The organism is Cryobacterium sp. BB307, assembly GCF_012274275.1.
GTDB lineage: Bacteria > Actinomycetota > Actinomycetes > Actinomycetales > Microbacteriaceae > Terrimesophilobacter.
This window is the reverse complement of the sequence record NZ_JAANZA010000003.1, coordinates 204522-219815: the sequence shown is the minus strand read 5'-3', so window position 1 is coordinate 219815 and position 15294 is coordinate 204522. Positions and strand designations below refer to the sequence as shown.

Annotated in this window: 16 protein-coding genes; 7 read left to right on the top strand and 9 right to left on the bottom strand. The window is 66.2% G+C overall.

Going from position 1 to position 15294, the window contains the following annotated elements; all coding sequences use genetic code 11:
• Positions 1 to 49 precede the first annotated feature (49 nt).
• From HGK58_RS12605 to HGK58_RS12595, 3 genes are all read right to left on the bottom strand, one after another.
• Complete coding sequence (locus HGK58_RS12605; protein ID WP_168627963.1) at positions 50 to 823, bottom strand: ABC transporter ATP-binding protein; 774 nt, start codon at positions 821 to 823, stop codon at positions 50 to 52.
• Complete coding sequence (locus HGK58_RS12600; protein WP_168627962.1) at positions 823 to 1623, bottom strand: ABC transporter permease; 801 nt, start codon at positions 1621 to 1623, stop codon at positions 823 to 825. Before HGK58_RS12600 ends, HGK58_RS12605 begins: the two co-directional genes overlap by 1 nt.
• An 85-nt stretch (positions 1624 to 1708) precedes the next feature.
• A complete protein-coding gene (locus HGK58_RS12595; protein ID WP_168627961.1) occupies positions 1709 to 2401 on the bottom strand; it encodes a phosphocholine cytidylyltransferase family protein in 693 nt (230 codons plus the stop codon).
• Positions 2402 to 2595: 194 nt separating this feature from the next.
• Between HGK58_RS12595 and HGK58_RS12590 the strand changes: the two genes are divergently transcribed.
• The 3 genes from HGK58_RS12590 to HGK58_RS12580 are packed head-to-tail and all read left to right on the top strand — an operon-like array spanning position 2596 to position 5689.
• The gene (locus HGK58_RS12590; RefSeq protein ID WP_349236220.1) at positions 2596 to 3855 is read left to right on the top strand and encodes an ABC transporter ATP-binding protein; all 1260 of its coding nucleotides are present in this window, start codon (positions 2596 to 2598) and stop codon (positions 3853 to 3855) included.
• Positions 3831 to 5405, top strand: coding sequence for a hypothetical protein (locus HGK58_RS12585; RefSeq protein WP_168627960.1), 1575 nt, complete (start codon positions 3831 to 3833; stop codon positions 5403 to 5405). The genes HGK58_RS12590 and HGK58_RS12585 overlap by 25 nt, the downstream gene beginning before the upstream one ends.
• 17 nt (positions 5406 to 5422) lie before the next feature.
• Positions 5423 to 5689, top strand: coding sequence for a DUF3039 domain-containing protein (locus HGK58_RS12580; protein ID WP_168627959.1), 267 nt, complete (start codon positions 5423 to 5425; stop codon positions 5687 to 5689).
• 131 nt (positions 5690 to 5820) lie between these two features.
• Here HGK58_RS12580 and HGK58_RS12575 read toward each other — a convergent pair whose 3' ends face one another.
• A complete protein-coding gene (locus HGK58_RS12575; protein WP_349236219.1) occupies positions 5821 to 7119 on the bottom strand; it encodes a nicotinate phosphoribosyltransferase in 1299 nt (432 codons plus the stop codon).
• Positions 7120 to 7170: 51 nt separating this feature from the next.
• On the opposite strand from HGK58_RS12575, the gene murI reads away from it, so the two are divergent.
• A complete protein-coding gene (gene murI / locus HGK58_RS12570) occupies positions 7171 to 8013 on the top strand; it encodes a glutamate racemase (RefSeq protein ID WP_168627958.1) in 843 nt (280 codons plus the stop codon).
• Positions 8010 to 8738, top strand: a complete 729-nt coding sequence (gene rph, locus HGK58_RS12565; RefSeq protein WP_168627957.1) for a ribonuclease PH — start codon at positions 8010 to 8012, stop codon at positions 8736 to 8738. Before murI ends, rph begins: the two co-directional genes overlap by 4 nt.
• Here the strand turns inward: rph and HGK58_RS12560 are convergent.
• From HGK58_RS12560 to HGK58_RS12540, 5 genes are all read right to left on the bottom strand, one after another.
• Positions 8735 to 9760 carry a branched-chain amino acid ABC transporter permease gene (locus HGK58_RS12560; protein WP_168627956.1) on the bottom strand — a complete coding sequence of 342 codons (1026 nt, stop codon included), beginning with the start codon at positions 9758 to 9760 and terminating at the stop codon, positions 8735 to 8737. The genes rph and HGK58_RS12560 overlap by 4 nt on opposite strands.
• Positions 9757 to 10629, bottom strand: coding sequence for a branched-chain amino acid ABC transporter permease (locus tag HGK58_RS12555; RefSeq protein ID WP_168627955.1), 873 nt, complete (start codon positions 10627 to 10629; stop codon positions 9757 to 9759). Before HGK58_RS12555 ends, HGK58_RS12560 begins: the two co-directional genes overlap by 4 nt.
• Positions 10630 to 10696: 67 nt before the next feature.
• The gene (locus tag HGK58_RS12550) at positions 10697 to 11941 is read right to left on the bottom strand and encodes an ABC transporter substrate-binding protein (protein ID WP_168627954.1); all 1245 of its coding nucleotides are present in this window, start codon (positions 11939 to 11941) and stop codon (positions 10697 to 10699) included.
• Positions 11942 to 11979: 38 nt separating this feature from the next.
• The gene (locus tag HGK58_RS12545; RefSeq protein ID WP_168627953.1) at positions 11980 to 12672 is read right to left on the bottom strand and encodes an ABC transporter ATP-binding protein; all 693 of its coding nucleotides are present in this window, start codon (positions 12670 to 12672) and stop codon (positions 11980 to 11982) included.
• Positions 12665 to 13417, bottom strand: coding sequence for an ABC transporter ATP-binding protein (locus HGK58_RS12540; RefSeq protein WP_168627952.1), 753 nt, complete (start codon positions 13415 to 13417; stop codon positions 12665 to 12667). Before HGK58_RS12540 ends, HGK58_RS12545 begins: the two co-directional genes overlap by 8 nt.
• Positions 13418 to 13597: 180 nt before the next feature.
• Here HGK58_RS12540 and rdgB point away from each other — a divergent pair, with 180 nt between their 5' ends.
• Both rdgB and HGK58_RS12530 read left to right on the top strand, forming a co-directional pair.
• Positions 13598 to 14185 (top strand): RdgB/HAM1 family non-canonical purine NTP pyrophosphatase, encoded by a 588-nt coding sequence (gene rdgB / locus HGK58_RS12535; protein WP_168628153.1) that lies wholly within the window; start codon positions 13598 to 13600, stop codon positions 14183 to 14185.
• Between the two features lie 86 nt (positions 14186 to 14271).
• Complete coding sequence (locus HGK58_RS12530; RefSeq protein WP_168627951.1) at positions 14272 to 15180, top strand: cation diffusion facilitator family transporter; 909 nt, start codon at positions 14272 to 14274, stop codon at positions 15178 to 15180.
• Positions 15181 to 15294: the final 114 nt, after the last annotated feature.

Genomic DNA, 15294 nt, shown 5'->3' with positions numbered 1-15294 from the left:
GGTCATCCTCCCGTTCGGGATTCCGATGATAGGTGACCGAGTCTGGGAGTCAGTGCGTGACGAGCCCGTAGTCGGAGTTGTAGCGGTCGAGCACGTCTTCGATGCTCGAATCGAGCACGAGCTCACCCTTGTCGAGGTACAGGCCGCGACGGCAGAAGCGCTTCAGGTCTCGCTCGTTGTGCGAGACGAAGAACAGCGTCCGCCCGCCCTCGAGCATCTCCTCGATGCGCCGGTAGCACTTCTCGCGGAACGCCTTGTCGCCCACCGCGAGCACTTCGTCGACGAGCAGAATCGGCTCCTCGAGGCGCGAGATGACCGAGAACGCGAGCCGCACCTTCATGCCGCTGGACAGGTGCTTGTACGGGGTCTCCTGGAAGTCCTCGATCTCGGCGAACCCGATGATCTCGTCGTAGCGCTCGTCGATCTCGCGCTTCGACATGCCGTGCAGACCCGCGGTCAGGTAGACGTTGTCGCGCACGGTCAGGTCCTCGACGAAGCCGCCGGTGATCTCGATCAACGGGGCCACCCCGGCGTGCACCTCGACGTTGCCCTCATCCGGAAGCAGCACACCGGTCACGAGCTTCAGCAACGTGGACTTTCCCTGCCCGTTTCGCCCAACGACGCCGATCGCCTCACCTTGCTTCACCGTGAATGACACGTTGCGCAGCGCCCAGAATTCGCTCGGACGCGCCCGCCGGTTCTTGCCCGCGAACAGATCCTTGAAGTTGCGCCGGGACCGACGGTTGCGCCGGAACCGGATGCCGACATCCGACACCTCGATGACCGGCGTGCCCTTCAGCTCGGCGGGAATGACCTCGACCATCAGATCTCCTTCAGCACCGAGCGTTGGGTGCGGGAGAACACCAGCAGACCGACAACCAGGATGACGACGCTCACCAGTGCGCCTGCACCCACCGCGAACCAGTCGAGCTGGCCCGGGAAGAAGGCGGAGCGGTAGAGCGAGAAGATGCCGGCGAGCGGGTTGAATGCGGCCCACGGCTGCAGCTCCGGCGGCAGGTTGGACAGACCATAGATGACCGGCGAGGCATAGAACAGGAATCGCAGGACGAGCTTCACCGCCCGCTCGAAGTCCCGGAAGAAGACCACGAGCGGGGCGACGATCAGGCCGAGGCCGACGAGAAGCACGGCCTGCAGCAGGACGGCCAGCGGGAAGAAGACCACCTGCCAGTGCAGCTGGGTACCGGGTGTGAACACCGCGAACAGCGCGAGCACTGGCATGCTCAGCAGGAACTCGATGCCCTTCGACAGCACGATCCGGTTCACCCAGATGGTGCGGGGCATCCGGGTTGACCGGATGAGCTTGGCATCGCGGATGAACGCACGCGTGCTGTCGCTCACGGTGCCGTTGAACCACATCCACGGCAGCAGCGCCGTGAGCAGGAAGATGATGTACGGCTCTTCGCCCACCGTGCGGTTGAACACCTGGGTGAAGACGAACCAGTAGATCCCCGCCATCAGCAGGGGGTCGAGAATCGACCAGACGTAGCCGAGGACGGATGTCGAGTACCGCACCCGCAGGTCGCGCTTTGTCAGCAGCCACAGCGACTGTCGGTAGCGTCGGCTCGCAGACGGCTGCGGACGCGACGATACGGTGGCTGACACGACTCTTATCGTAGTGATCGGTGTCCGCTGGTTGAGTGATCGCGCCAGCGATCGTCTCGAAACCAGCCTTGGCAGAGCGCCGGAGCTACACGAAGAGGTTCGCGCGCTCCAGGTCTTCGGCGAAGTCGATCTCGACCGCGTACAGGTCCGAGATGTCGAGCGGCTCGAGACGCAGACCGTCCTGCTCGACCGCGAGCTCGAGGCCCCGCTCGAAATAGTCCTGGTCGTCCACGCGGTTCAGGTGGCGAACCAGGGCCGCCTTCGCGTCACGCGAGATGTAGTTGATGCCGACAGCCTCGCCGAGGCCGCCCTTGACTGTCTTCGAGAGCTCGCGGATGTAGCCGTTCGCGTCAGTCGTGTACTTGACCTCCTCGTCGGAGACCTTGGAGGTGTTGACCGTGACGAAGGACTGGTCGCGCGCGACAAGCTTCGCCGCACGCTCAAGCGCCTCAGGGTCGAAGACCACATCGCCGTTCATCCACAACACGCCACCCGGCGCGGAAGCGCGCAGCGCACGAAGCAAGCTCTTCGAGGTGTTGGTCTGGTCGTACTGCTCGTTGTAGACGAAGTTCGACTCCGGGAAGGCCTCAATGATGTGCTCGAGCTTGTAGCCGACCACGATCGTGACCTGCGCCTCGTTTCCGAAGGCGTGACGGATGTTGTCGAACTGCTGCTGCATGATCGTGCGGCCGTCGTTCAGTTCGGTCAGCGGCTTCGGGAGGGACCGACCGAGCCTGCTGCCCATCCCGGCTGCCAGGATGACGATCTGGGTGGTCATTGAACTCTCCTTTGGTGTCTTCTCTTGCCGCGAATTCATGTGGAATTCATGTTGCGGTTTTCGTTCGGACACCCCGTTGTGCTCGCTAGAGTTTACCGGTGGGTCTACGTCCGAGCCTGTGAGCTTGGTGCAACGTAGTCATTTCGTGATAGAACGCCGAGTTTTGGCCGTGAGAGTTGTGATTGCCTTGTACGGTGGGGTCTGTGGAGCCGGAGTCGACGATCGCTGACGTACGAGAGTCAATCGACTCGCGTGAAGTCTCCCATGTCGAGTCGGATTCCGGCCGCAACATTGAGGCACCCATCCAATCGCCTGAGAGTCCTCTGTCAGTCGACCGCTTCCTCGACCGCTTTGATGCGCTCATCGAACGGCTGAAGGCCGAATCTGAGGCGTCCGCGGCCGCCGTCGAGTCGCATCCGAGCGTGGATATCGTCGCGCCAGTGGTCCGTGCAGACGAGCTCGTCGTCGTGGAGAAACCCAAGCCATCCGTCCCGGATGCTGTTTCCAAGCCGGTTCGCGCGATTCCGGCCGCCGCCGAGACTCGTGCGCCGGCGAAGCCGAAGACGCCAGCTCGTTCCAAGACGCAGTCTGCGGTTCGTCCCGCTCCTGCCCGCTCACCACGGGTCAAGTCGGAGCCACCGCCAGCTCCGCCGGCGACAACGCCCAAGCGAGCACCGCGCCCGCGTCCCACCGGCAAGACGCTCGTGAGCTTGCAGGGCCTGAGCAAGGACTTCGGCGGCTCTGTGGCCGTCGACAACATCGACCTGGATGTGCCGGCGGGCTCGATCTTCGGCATCGTCGGACCCAACGGCGCAGGCAAGACCACGACGCTTGGCATGATCAGCGGCATGCTGCGCCCGAGCGCGGGCCACATCACGATTGCCGAGGCGGACGTCTGGAAGGACACCGCCATCGCGAAGCAGCAAATGGGCATCCTCCCCGACCGGATGCGCGTGTTCGACCGCCTCACCGGACGCCAACTGCTGCACTACTCCGGCGTTCTTCGCGGGCTGCAGCCATCCGTCGTCCGCCAGCGCACCGCAGACCTGGCGGCCGCGTTCGGCATCGAGGAGGCGCTCACCCGCCTGGTCGCCGACTACTCGGCGGGGATGGCCAAGAAGGTCGCACTCGCAGCGGCGATGATCCACTCTCCGAAGCTGCTGGTGCTCGACGAACCGTTCGAAGCAGTTGACCCGGTTTCGGCGGAGCGCATCAGCCACGTGCTGCGCCGGTTCGTTTCCTCTGGTGGAACCGTCATTCTCTCCAGCCACAGCATGGAGCTGATCGAGAACCTGTGCGACTCCGTTGCGGTCATCGTCGAGGGCAAGGTCATCGAGTCCGGCTCGATCGAGGAGGTAAGGGGCTCGGTCACGCTTGAGGAGCGCTTCGTCGAACTCGCGATCGGTGCGGATGCGGCGGAAGGACTGGAGTGGTTGCACACTTTGTCCGACTGAAGTTCGACCTTCTCCGCAACGCCGCCCGCCGCGAACCCCGCCACCTGATCGGCGTTCTGCTCATGCTGATCTACGGGCTCGGCGCTGCCTGGTTCGTCACCGTCGGCCTGGCGCGGCTGAAGGATGCCGACCCGGTCTTCACCGGTGACGTGACCGTCGCGGCCGGCACGGCCATCCTCGCGCTGTTCATCCTCGTGCCGCTGGTCTTCGGCGTCGATGACCCGCTGGACCCGCGCCAGTTCTCGGTATTCGGACTGAAGCCCGGCCAGCTCGCGGTCGGCTTGGGGGTCGCGTCACTTGTCGGCATCCCCGCGTTCGTGATGACGGTGGTCGGACTGGCGCAGGTCGTCGCGTGGAGCGCACATCCGGGCGCATCCGCCGTCGCCATGCTGTGCGTGCCGCTGATTGTCGCCACGTGCGTGTTGTGTGCCCGCATCACCGCGTGTCTCGCATCCCTGTTCCTCGCCACCCGACGGGAGCGCGAGACCAGCGGACTGATCGTGCTGCTCGCCTTCGTGGTCGCCTCGCCGATCGCGGTGGTGATGCTCTCCGCGCAATGGCGGCCGTCGGCGGTCGCCGCCCTCGGGAAGGTCGCGGATGTCACCGCCTGGACGCCACTCGGGGCCGCCTGGGCAGCGCCCGGCGATGCCGCGGTCGGCAACGGCGGCGCCGCCGTCGGCAAGCTGCTGATCGCGGTGGCGTTCCTGGCCGGCCTGTGGCTTGTCTGGCAGTTGCTCGTCGAGCGGATGCTTAACTCGCCGGTGAGACGGCAGCGGGTGCGGCCGTACCTCGGGATGGGCTGGTTCCGCGCCCTGCCGGGCACCGCATCCGGGGTCATTGCGGCGCGCAGCCTGAGCTACTGGGGCCGCGACGTCCGCTACCGGGCCTCGTTCTTCATCCTCCCGTTCGTGCCGGTCGTGCTGATCGGCGTTCTCGCGATCGCCGGGGTGCCGCTGTCGGACCTCGTGCTGCTGCCGGTCACGATCCTGTGCTTCTTCCTGGGTTGGGCCACCGTGCACAACGATGTCGCCTACGACAATTCGGCACTGTGGTTGCATGTCTCGGCCAACGTCTCGGGCACCGCCGACCGCTTCGGCCGGACGGTCCCTGCGCTCGCGCTCGGGGCGCTGGTCATCGGGTTCGGCTCGCCGCTCACCGCGTGGCTCTTCGGCGCCCCGGATGCCTTGTGGACGATCGCCGCGGTCGCCGCGTGCACCCTGCTCGTCGCCTTGGGCGTCTCGAGCGTGGTCTCGGCGTGGACGCCGTACCCGGCACCGCACCCGGGGGACAGCGCCTTCGCGCAGCCGCAATCCGGTGGAAGCCGGGCGTCGACGGTGCAGGTCATGTCAATCCTGGCCATCGCTGTGCTCGCGGCGCCGACGGTGTATTTCGCGGTGCAGTCCCTCAGCAGCGGCGGGGATGGGCAGTTCCTGGTGGTGCTGCTCGGCTTCGGCAGCGGGCTGGCCGTGCTGACGGCGGGCGTCCTGGTCGGTGGTGCGATATTCAAGCGGCGGGCACCCGAGCTGCTCGCATACACCATGCGCTTCTAGTCGATTAAGCTGGAGCCATGAGCAGCATCGAACCGGACAAGACGGGCGGCGGCGTCGACACGCTGGACCGCGAACTTGAGGAGCTGCTGAATCGGGAGCAGATCGAGGAGGGCGACCACGAGCGCTTCTCCCACTACGTGCCGAAGAACAAGGTGCTCGAGTCGGCTCTCACCGGCAAGCCCGTCCGTGCGTTGTGCGGGAAGCTGTGGACGCCCGGTCGCGACCCGGAGAAGTTCCCGGTCTGCCCAACCTGCAAAGAGATCTACGAGAAGATGAAGCCGTAGGGTTTCACCAACGTCCCTCTCCTGCCCGCAGTCACTCTGTCTCCGTCCCACGCGAATGCGCGTGAATTGTGCGAGCGAGCGCGCAATCTCCCGTGCGCTCGCACTATTGGGCGGCGTTCGCGGGGAGTGGGCTACTCGTACACCGTCGGGATGGCCGGCTCTCCGCGCGTGAGGCGGAACGCATCGGCCGGCAGCTCGTGGAGCACCAGCTCCCGGTGCTCGCGCGCGAGCCTGGTCCCCGCAGCGCCTAGGTACTGGGGGTCGGCCTCGCCGTCCGTCATGAGCGGCACGAGTAGTTCGCGGCCGACATCCTCGGCCGGCGGGTCAACGCTCACCTGCAGGAGTTCCTGCGTCGCCTTGTTGTCCCGACCGTAGGTTCGCGTCGCCCACTTGCGACCGGCGATGGAGACCTTTCCGGTCGACTTCTTGGCGACAGGCACCCAGCCGCCGTCGCCATCCTCGTGCGCCACGAGCTTGTAGACCATCCCGGCGGCGGGGGAGCCCGACCCGGTCACGACCGACGTGCCCACCCCGTAGGCATCCACCGGCGCAGCGGCAAGCGCGGCGATCGCATGTTCGTCGAGGTCATTGGTGACGGTGATCTTGGTGTTGTGCGCGCCCAGCTCGTCAAGCTGCCGGCGCACGTCGGTGACCAGCGACGGCAGGTCGCCGCTGTCGATGCGGACGGCACCGAGCTCAGGGCCGGCGATGGCGACGGCACGCTCCACCGCCGCCGCGATGTCGTAGGTGTCAATGAGCAGGGTGGTGCCAGGGCCCATCGCTGCGACCTGGGCGCGGAACGCGTCCTCCTCCGTGTCGTGCAGCAGCGTGAAGGAGTGGGCAGCGGTGCCCATCGTCGGGATGCCCCAGGTGCGCCCAGCCTCAAGGTTGCTGGTCGAGGTGAAACCGGCGATGTAGGCGGCGCGGGCCGCGGCAACCGCCGAGTGCTCGCCGGTGCGGCGCGACCCCATCTCGGCGAGCGGACGACCGGATGCCGCGGTGACCATCCGGGATGCGGCGCTGGCGACAGCGCTGTCGTAGTTGAGCACGCTCAGAGCGAGGGTTTCGAGCAGCACCGCCTCGGCGAAGGTGCCCTCGATGACAAGCACCGGCGAGCTGGGGAAGTACGCTTCGCCCTCGCGATAGCCCCAGATGTCGCCGCGGAAGCCGTAGTCGGCCAGCCAGTCGAGGGTGGGCGCGTCGACTACGTCGTTCTCGCGCAGCCAGTCGAGCTCCGGCTCGGTGAAGCGGAACCGTGAGACCAGCTCGAGCAGCCGTCCAGTGCCTGCGACGATGCCGTACCGGCGGGCGCCGGGCAGCCGGCGTCCGTACACCTCGAAGATGCACCGGCGGGAACCGGTTCCGGAGCGGAGGGCCGCCTCCACCATGGTGAGTTCGTAGCGATCGGTGTGCAGTGCGGTCGACGTCACACCCCCGAGCCTAGATCAGCACTCAGATGGTCGCCGCTAGAATCGTCTATCGTGACCGACGCACCCATAGGGATCTTCGACTCTGGCGTCGGCGGGCTCACCGTGGCGCGGTCGATCATCGACCAGCTGCCGAACGAATCGATCGTCTACGTCGGCGACACCGCACACTCCCCGTACGGGCCCAAGCCGATCGCCGAGGTGCGCGAGTACGCGCTCGCGGTGACCGACGACCTGGTCGCGAAGGGCGTGAAGCTGCTGGTGATCGCCTGCAACACTGCCTCCGCCGCGATGCTCCGCGACGCGCGTGAGCGCTACACCGAGGGCATGGGCATCCCCGTCGTCGAGGTCATCCAACCGGCGGTCCGCGCCGCCGTTCGGCAGACAGCGAACAAACGAGTCGGCGTGATCGGAACGGTCGGCACCATCAAGTCGAAGGCGTATGAGGATGCCTTCGCCGCGGCATCCGACATCGAACTGATCACTCAAGCCTGCCCCCGCTTCGTCGAGTTCGTCGAGGCCGGTGTCACGTCCGGCCCTGAGCTGTTCCGCGTCGCCGACCACTACCTGTCGCCGCTCAAGGAAGCGGGGGTCGACACCCTGGTGCTCGGCTGCACCCACTACCCGCTGCTGCGCGCGCCCATCCAGTTCGTCATGGGCCGCGAAGTGCGTCTGGTGTCCAGTGACGACGAGACCGCCTACGACGTGTTCCGCACGCTCGTCAAGCACGACCTGCTGCGCCAGGCATCCGAGAAGCCCACCTACCATTTCGAGGCGACCGGCAGCAGCACGACCGAGTTCATGCGCCTCGCGCGGCGCTTCCTCGGCCCCGAGGTCTCCGAGGTCGAACTGGTCGAGACTGGAACCATCAGCCAACACGAAGGACTAAACGAATGACCCAGCGCCACGACGGCCGAGCAGCCGATGAGCTGCGCCACATCACCATCGAGCGCGGATGGAGCGAGCAGGCCGAAGGGTCGGCGCTCATCTCCTTCGGCAAGACGAAGGTGCTGTGCACCGCGTCCTTCACCAACGGGGTTCCGCGCTGGATGACCGGCAAGGGTCGCGGCTGGGTCACCGCCGAGTACTCGATGCTGCCGCGCTCCACCAACGAGCGCATGGACCGCGAGTCGGTCAAGGGCCGCATCGGCGGTCGCACCCACGAGATCTCCCGGCTCATCGGGCGCAGCCTGCGCGCGGTGGTCGATACAAAGGCGCTCGGCGAGAACACCATCGTGATCGACTGCGACGTGCTGCAGGCCGACGGCGGCACGCGCACCGCGGCCATTACCGGCGCCTACGTCGCGCTCGCGGATGCGCTCGAATGGGGCCGCTCGCAGGGCTTCATCGGCAAGAACTCGCGGCCGCTGCACGACAGCGTCGCCGCGGTCAGCGTCGGCATCGTCGACGGCACGCCGATGCTGGACCTGGCCTACGTCGAGGACGTCCGCGCGGAGACCGACATGAACGTCGTGGTCACCGGGCGTGGGCTGTTCGTGGAGGTGCAGGGCACGGCCGAGGGCGCACCGTTCGATCGCGGTGAGCTCGACTCGCTGCTTGACCTCGCGGTCGCCGGGGGAGCCGAGCTCACGGCGCTCCAGTCGGCGGCACTCGCCGGCTAGCTGCGCTTCCGCGAGACGATCGCCTTCCGCGCCTTCTCGATCAGCAGCGTGGCGGTTCCCCAGATCCCACGGCGGAAAAGCAGCACGACGACGATGAAGATGCTGCCGGTGATGATGCCGATGCCGTCGAATCCGGATGTCGCGAGCGCGTCTTCGAGGAGCACGATCAGAGCCGCTCCCACCGGTCCGCCCCACAGCGTGCCCATCCCGCCGATGACGGTCATCAGCACGACCTTGCCGGAGGTGGTCCAGTCCAGCTCCTGCAGCGAGACGAAACCGTGGCTGATGGCGAACACGCCGCCGGCCAGCCCGGCTAGACCAGCCGACAGCACGAACGCGGCGAGCTTGTACTTCTCGACGTCGTAGCCGAGGGCTCTGGCGCGTGCCGGGTTGTCGCGGATCGACTGCAGCACCCGACCGAATGGCGAATGCACGATCCGCCACGCTGCCCACGCGCCGAGGATGATCAGCAGCACCGCAACGTAATAGAAGTAGAACGAGTCCGACTCGACCAGTTTGATGCCGAAGAAGTTGCTCGGCACACCCTGCAGGCCGTTCTCGCCGCCGGTCACGTCCTTCCACTGGTTCGCGACGAAGTAGATCATCTGCGCGAACGCGAGCGTCACCATCGCGAAGTAGATGCCAGCGCGGCGCACCGACAGCCAGCCGATCGGCACCGCGATGATCATGGCCGCGAGCATGCCGCCGAGGATCGCCACCGGGAACGGCAACCCGGACTTGATCGCGATGAGCCCGGTGACGTAGGCCGAGCTGCCCCAGAACGCCGCATGCCCGAACGACAGCAGACCGGTGTAGCCGAGCAGCAGGTCGACCGAGATGGCGAACAACGCCCAGGCGGCAATGTCCATGGCCACCGGCGGGTAGATCATCCAGGGCAGAAGGAATGTCGCAATCAAGCCGACGGCGAGCAGCACGGTGCGCCGGATCATCCGGGAGCGGCGCGCGGCGGGATCCAGGAGGTAGCGGGTCTCCTTGGGCGATTCGAGAACGGTCTCGCTCATACTGCTTCCTGCCGCCTTCCGAAGAGCCCGGCGGGTCGCACCAGGATGACGATTGCCATGAGGATGAAGATCACCAGTTGCGAGAAGCTGGGCGCATAAGCCTGTCCGTAGGCTTCGACGAGGCCGACCAAGAAGCCGGCCACAACCGCGCCGAGGATCGAGCCGAGCCCGCCGATCACGACGATCGCGAAGAGGACGATGATGAAGTTGCTGCCCATGCTCGCGGTGATGGCCCGGAACGGCGCGGCCAGCACGCCGGCGAGGCCCGCGAGCGCGATGCCGAAGCCGAAGATCGGGGTCACCCAGCGGCCGACGTTGATGCCCAGCGCGCGTGTGCGCTCTGGCTCCTCAGTTGCGGCACGCACGATCATGCCGACCCGCGTCCTGGTGAGGAGCAGCCACACCGCAAGGCAGATGACGACTGAGAACGCGAACACGAACAGCTGGTATTTCTGAATCGACACCGACCCGATCGTGACAAGCCCCTCCAGGCCCGGTGGCACCTCGTACGGGAGGCCGGAGACGCCGTACTCGCGCTTGACGAGGTCGACCAGCAGCAGCGCGAGGCCGAACGTGAGCAGGAAGTTGTACAGGATGTCGAGCCGCAGCAGCCATTGGATCAGCAGCCGCTCGATCAACACACCGAACCCGAACATCAGCAGCGGGATGATGACGAGCGCCGCCCAGAAGTTGATGTTGAAGGTGCCGAGCAGCACCGCCGCGCCGACGGCGCCGAGCATGTAGCAGGCGCCGTGGGCGAAGTTCACCACGCCGAGGGCGCCGAAGATCACCGCAAGGCCCAGCGCGGCGAGGGCGTAGAACCCTCCGGCCGACAGGCCCTGGACGGTGTACTGGATGAAATCTTCCATGTCCCGGTTTTCTTGGGTCTCGAGGGGGTGGACGGATATGCCGCCCACCCCCGGTTGGTCAACTAGCTCAGAGCGAGCAGGACTCCTGCACCGGCGCGTACGCCTGCGCCGCGGGGAGAGTGGTGATGATCTCCTCGTAGTCCCACTCCTCCTTGACGTCGCCCGGGCTCTTCACCTTCGCGAGGTAGGTGTCGTGCGCGACGCTGTGGTCGGCGCGGATCTCGCCGTTGCGCAGGAACACATCGTCGATCTTCTGGCCCTCCAGTTCGGCGACGACCGCATCCGCGTCATCCGTGCCTGCCCGCTGGATCGCTTCGAGGTACTGGAACGCCGCGGAGTAGTTCGCCGCGTGCGCGAACGACGGGCGCGTGTCCGTGATCTCCATGAAGCGGTCGGCCCACTCGCGGTTCTGGTCGTCGTAGTTCCAGTACCAGGCGTCGGTGAAGGTGGTGCCGGCGAACTCTTCGACACCCAGTGAGTGGATGTCGGTGATGAACATGAGCCCGACCGCGAGGGTCGTGGTGTCGCGGGCGCCCGACTGGTTGAACTGCTTGACGAAGTTGATCAGGTCACCACCGGCCTGCATGGTTCCGATGACATCCGGGTTGGTCGACTGCGCCTTGGTGATGAAGGTCGCGAAGTTGTCGTTAGGGAACGGGGTCGCGATCGACTCGTTGACCGTGCCGCCCGCACCCTCGACCGCCTCCGAGAACGACTTCAGCATGTCCTGGCCGAACGCGTAGTCGGGGTAGACGATCGACCAGGTCTCGCCGCCGTCCTCCACCAGACCGGTTGCGCCCTTCGCGAGCATCTGGGTGTTGTAAGCCCAGTGGAAGGTGTACTTGTTGCAGGATGCGCCGGTCAGCTCCATCGTCGCGGCACCGATGTTGATGTACAGCTTCTGCTTCTCGGCGGCAACGGTGGACACCGCGAGCGCCGCCGACGAGGCCGGCACGTCGAGGATGATGTCGGCGTTCTGGCGGTCGTACATCGCCTGGGCCTGTGTGTTGGCGACATCCGGCTTGTTCTGGTGGTCAGCGGTGACCACCTCGATCTCGGATGCGACGGCGTCGTCGCCGTACTTCTCCTGGTAGTCCGCGATGGCCATCCGGACCGCCTCAACGCTGTTGGGACCGGACAGGTCCTTGTAGACGCCGGACTGGTCGTTGAGCACACCGATGACAACCTTGTCGTTGGTCAGCTCGCTGGTGGCGCCGGTCGACGGCCCGCCGCCGCCCGCACAGCCGGCCAGCAGCACGCCGCCGGCGACGAGCGTTGCAAATGCGGTGCCCGTCCTCTTGGTGATCCCCATTACGTATCTCCCTTGATCGGTGCTTGGTGTTGTGGTGGTCAGATCCCCAAGTGCACGAGAAGTTCGCTCTCGCGGGCCTGGAAATCGGCGTTGTCGAGCTGTTCGACAACACGTCCTTGGGCGAGCAGATAGTGACGGTCGGCGACGGTGGAGGCAAACTTCACGTTCTGCTCAACGAGCAGCACTGACACGCCCTCCTTCTTGATCTCGCGGATGATCTCGCCGATGCGCTGCACGATCACGGGGGCCAACCCCTCGCTCGGTTCGTCGAGGAGGAGTAGGCGGGACCCCATCCGGAGCACGCGCGCGATCGCGAGCATCTGCTGCTCGCCGCCGGAGAGCTGCGTGCCCATCGAGTTGCGGCGCTCGCGCAGCACCGGGAAGGCGTCGTACACCTTGTCCAGCGACCAGCCAGAGGAGTGCACGACCGGCGGCAGGGTGAGGTTCTCGGCGACGGTCAGTGACGCGTACATGCCGCGGTCATCCGGAACCCAGCCGATGCCCGCCTTGGCACGCTGGTCGGGGGAGCGCTTGTCTACGGGTGCGCCCGCAAGGCTGATGCCGCCCTCGTAGTCGCGGTGCAGCCCCATGACGCACTTGAGCAACGTTGTCTTGCCTGCGCCGTTGCGACCGACGAGGGTGACGACCTCGCCCGGATTGACGGTGACCGAAACGTCGGTCAGGACGCGGGCCTCGCCGTAGGACGCGGAGAGATTCGTGATGTCAAGCATGTGCCTGCCCCAGGTAAGCGGTGATGACCTTTTCGTCCTGCCGGACCTCCTCGTAGCTGCCCTCGACCAGGATCTGGCCCTGCTGCAGCACGGTGACCCGGTTCGCGAGGCTGCCGACGACGTGCATGTTGTGGTCGACGAAGACGATGGTGCGACCGGCGGCGATCCGGATGATGAGTTCGATCGTGCGGTCGACGTCGTCGATGCCCATGCCCGCCGTGGGCTCGTCGAGCAGCAGCAATTGCGGGTCGAGGGCGAGAGCGAGTGCGAGCTCGACCGCTCGCTTCTGTCCGTACGCGAACTGGCCGACCTCGCGCGTGGCATGGTCGGCCATCCCTACCTGATCGAGCAGTTCGAGCGCGCGGCCATGGAACTGCTCAAGGCTTCGCTCGCTGCGCCAGAACTTCAGGCCGAGACCGGTCGGGCTCGCGAGCGCCAGTTCGAGATGCTCGAGCGCGGTCATGTTGTCGAACAAGCTGGTGATTTGAAACGAGCGCGCAATGCCGAGGTGCGCGATGTTCTCGGGCTGCAGGCCGGTGATGTCCTTGCCGTCGAACGTGATCGTGCCCGAGGTCGGCGTCAGGAATCCGGTGAGCAGGTTGAAGAGGGTGGTCTTACCTGCGCCGTTCGGTCCTACGAGGGCGTGCACCGTGCCGCGCTCGACACTCAGGTCGACCTGCTTGACGGCGGTGAAGCCTCGGAAGTCCTTGGTAAGCCCGGATGCGGTCAGAAGGTGGTCGGTCACCGCGTTACCCCCGAGATGGGGTTCACAGACGGGGTAGAACTGTGGACTTCCGTGAGCACGGTATATTGCCTTCCCTACAGCGTTGGAGGGTTAAGACATAAACCTGACAACCGGTTCATGTGTCAGCGATCGTAGATCGGGCCGCGAGCGCTTGTCAATCATTCGGCGGCGCGCCCTAGGCTGAGCGGCGTGAAGCTTGTTCTCGCCACCCACAATGCCCACAAAGTCGAAGAGCTGCGCCGGATTCTCCACAGCCAGCTGGAGGGCATCGAGCTCGTCGGCTATGACGGTCCGGAGCCGGTCGAGGACGGAGAGACCTTCCAGGAGAACGCGCTCATCAAGGCGCGCGCCGCGAACCTGCACACCGGGCTGCCGGCGATCGCCGATGACTCCGGGATCAGCATTCCGGCGCTGGGCGGCGAGCCGGGCATCCATTCGGCCCGCTACGCCGGCACCAGGAACGACCGCGACAACTACGAGCTGCTCCTCGAGCGGATGCGCGGTGTGAGTGATCGCGCGGCCAACTTCATGTGCGCCGCAGCGTTCGTGAACGGCGACACTGAGCACGTCGAACTGGGGGTGTGGCCGGGCACCGTGCTCGAGGAAGCGAGCGGCACCAATGGCTTCGGCTACGACCCGGTGTTCCGTCCCGAGGGCTACAAGGTCGCATCTGCCGAGCTCACCGCGGACGAGAAGAATGCGATCAGCCATCGGTCGCGTGCCTTCGCCGCGCTCATGCCGGTCGTGCGGGAGCGGCTGGGACTCTAGTCGCCGATGGCGTTGGGAGGGGAATCGCACTCCGGCGCACCACCGGCTAGCCACCCGTATCCGGCGCCGGTGCCTACGCTGGTACCGTGAGCCACACGCACGATCACTCGAGCACCAACCGGACTCGACTGGCGATCGCGCTCGGCATCACCGCGATCGTGATGGTCGCCGAGTTCATCGGCGCGCTGCTCACCGGGTCGCTCGCGCTGCTGGCTGACGCCGGGCACATGGTTTCCGACTCGATCGCGCTTATCGTCGCGCTGACCGCCAACGTCATCGCGGCGCGCCCGGCGACCGACCGGGCCACGTTCGGGTTCCAACGCGCCGAGGTCTTCGGCGCGCTCATCAACGCCATCGTGCTCATCGTGATCGCGGTCGTCGTGTGTGTGCAAGCGGTGGAGCGGCTGGTGGATCCCGAGCCGGCGGACGTTCTCGGCCTGCCCATGCTGATCGTCGCGAGCATCGGCCTGGCGGCGAACATCGCATCCGCGCTCGTGCTCCGGCCCCAGGCATCCACCTCCATCAACATGCGCGGTGCCTACCTCGAAGTGCTGGGCGACATGCTCGGCTCACTCGCGGCGATCATCGCGGCGGTCGTGCTGCTCACCACCGGGTTCGTGCAGGCGGATGCGATCGCCTCCATCGCCATCGCGCTGATGATCGCGCCGCGCGCTCTGCTGCTGCTGCGGGATGCGGTGCGTGTGCTGAGCGAGTCGGTGCCGGTTGACACGAGTGTGGCCGAGATCCGCGAGCACCTGCTCGAGACCGAAGGCGTCGTGGACGTGCACGACGTCCATGTCTGGGCGATCACGTCCGGCCAGCCGGTGTTCTCGGCGCACGTCGTGGTCGAGCCCGCGGTGTTCGCCGAGCAGGGGGCGGGGCGGATGCTCGACAGTCTCTCGGCATGCCTCGCCGACCACTTCGATGTGGCGCACTCGACGTTCCAGCTGGAGCCGGCCGAGCACGCCGGGCACGAGGAGCACTTCCACCCCTGACCCCGTTCGCCGTCCAAACCGTCCCCGCACCCATCGAGTCGGGAGGCTTGCGCTTTTTCCGCGCGTCATGACGTGCAAACATCCCGACTCGATGGAGGTCGGCCGGGGAAGGAG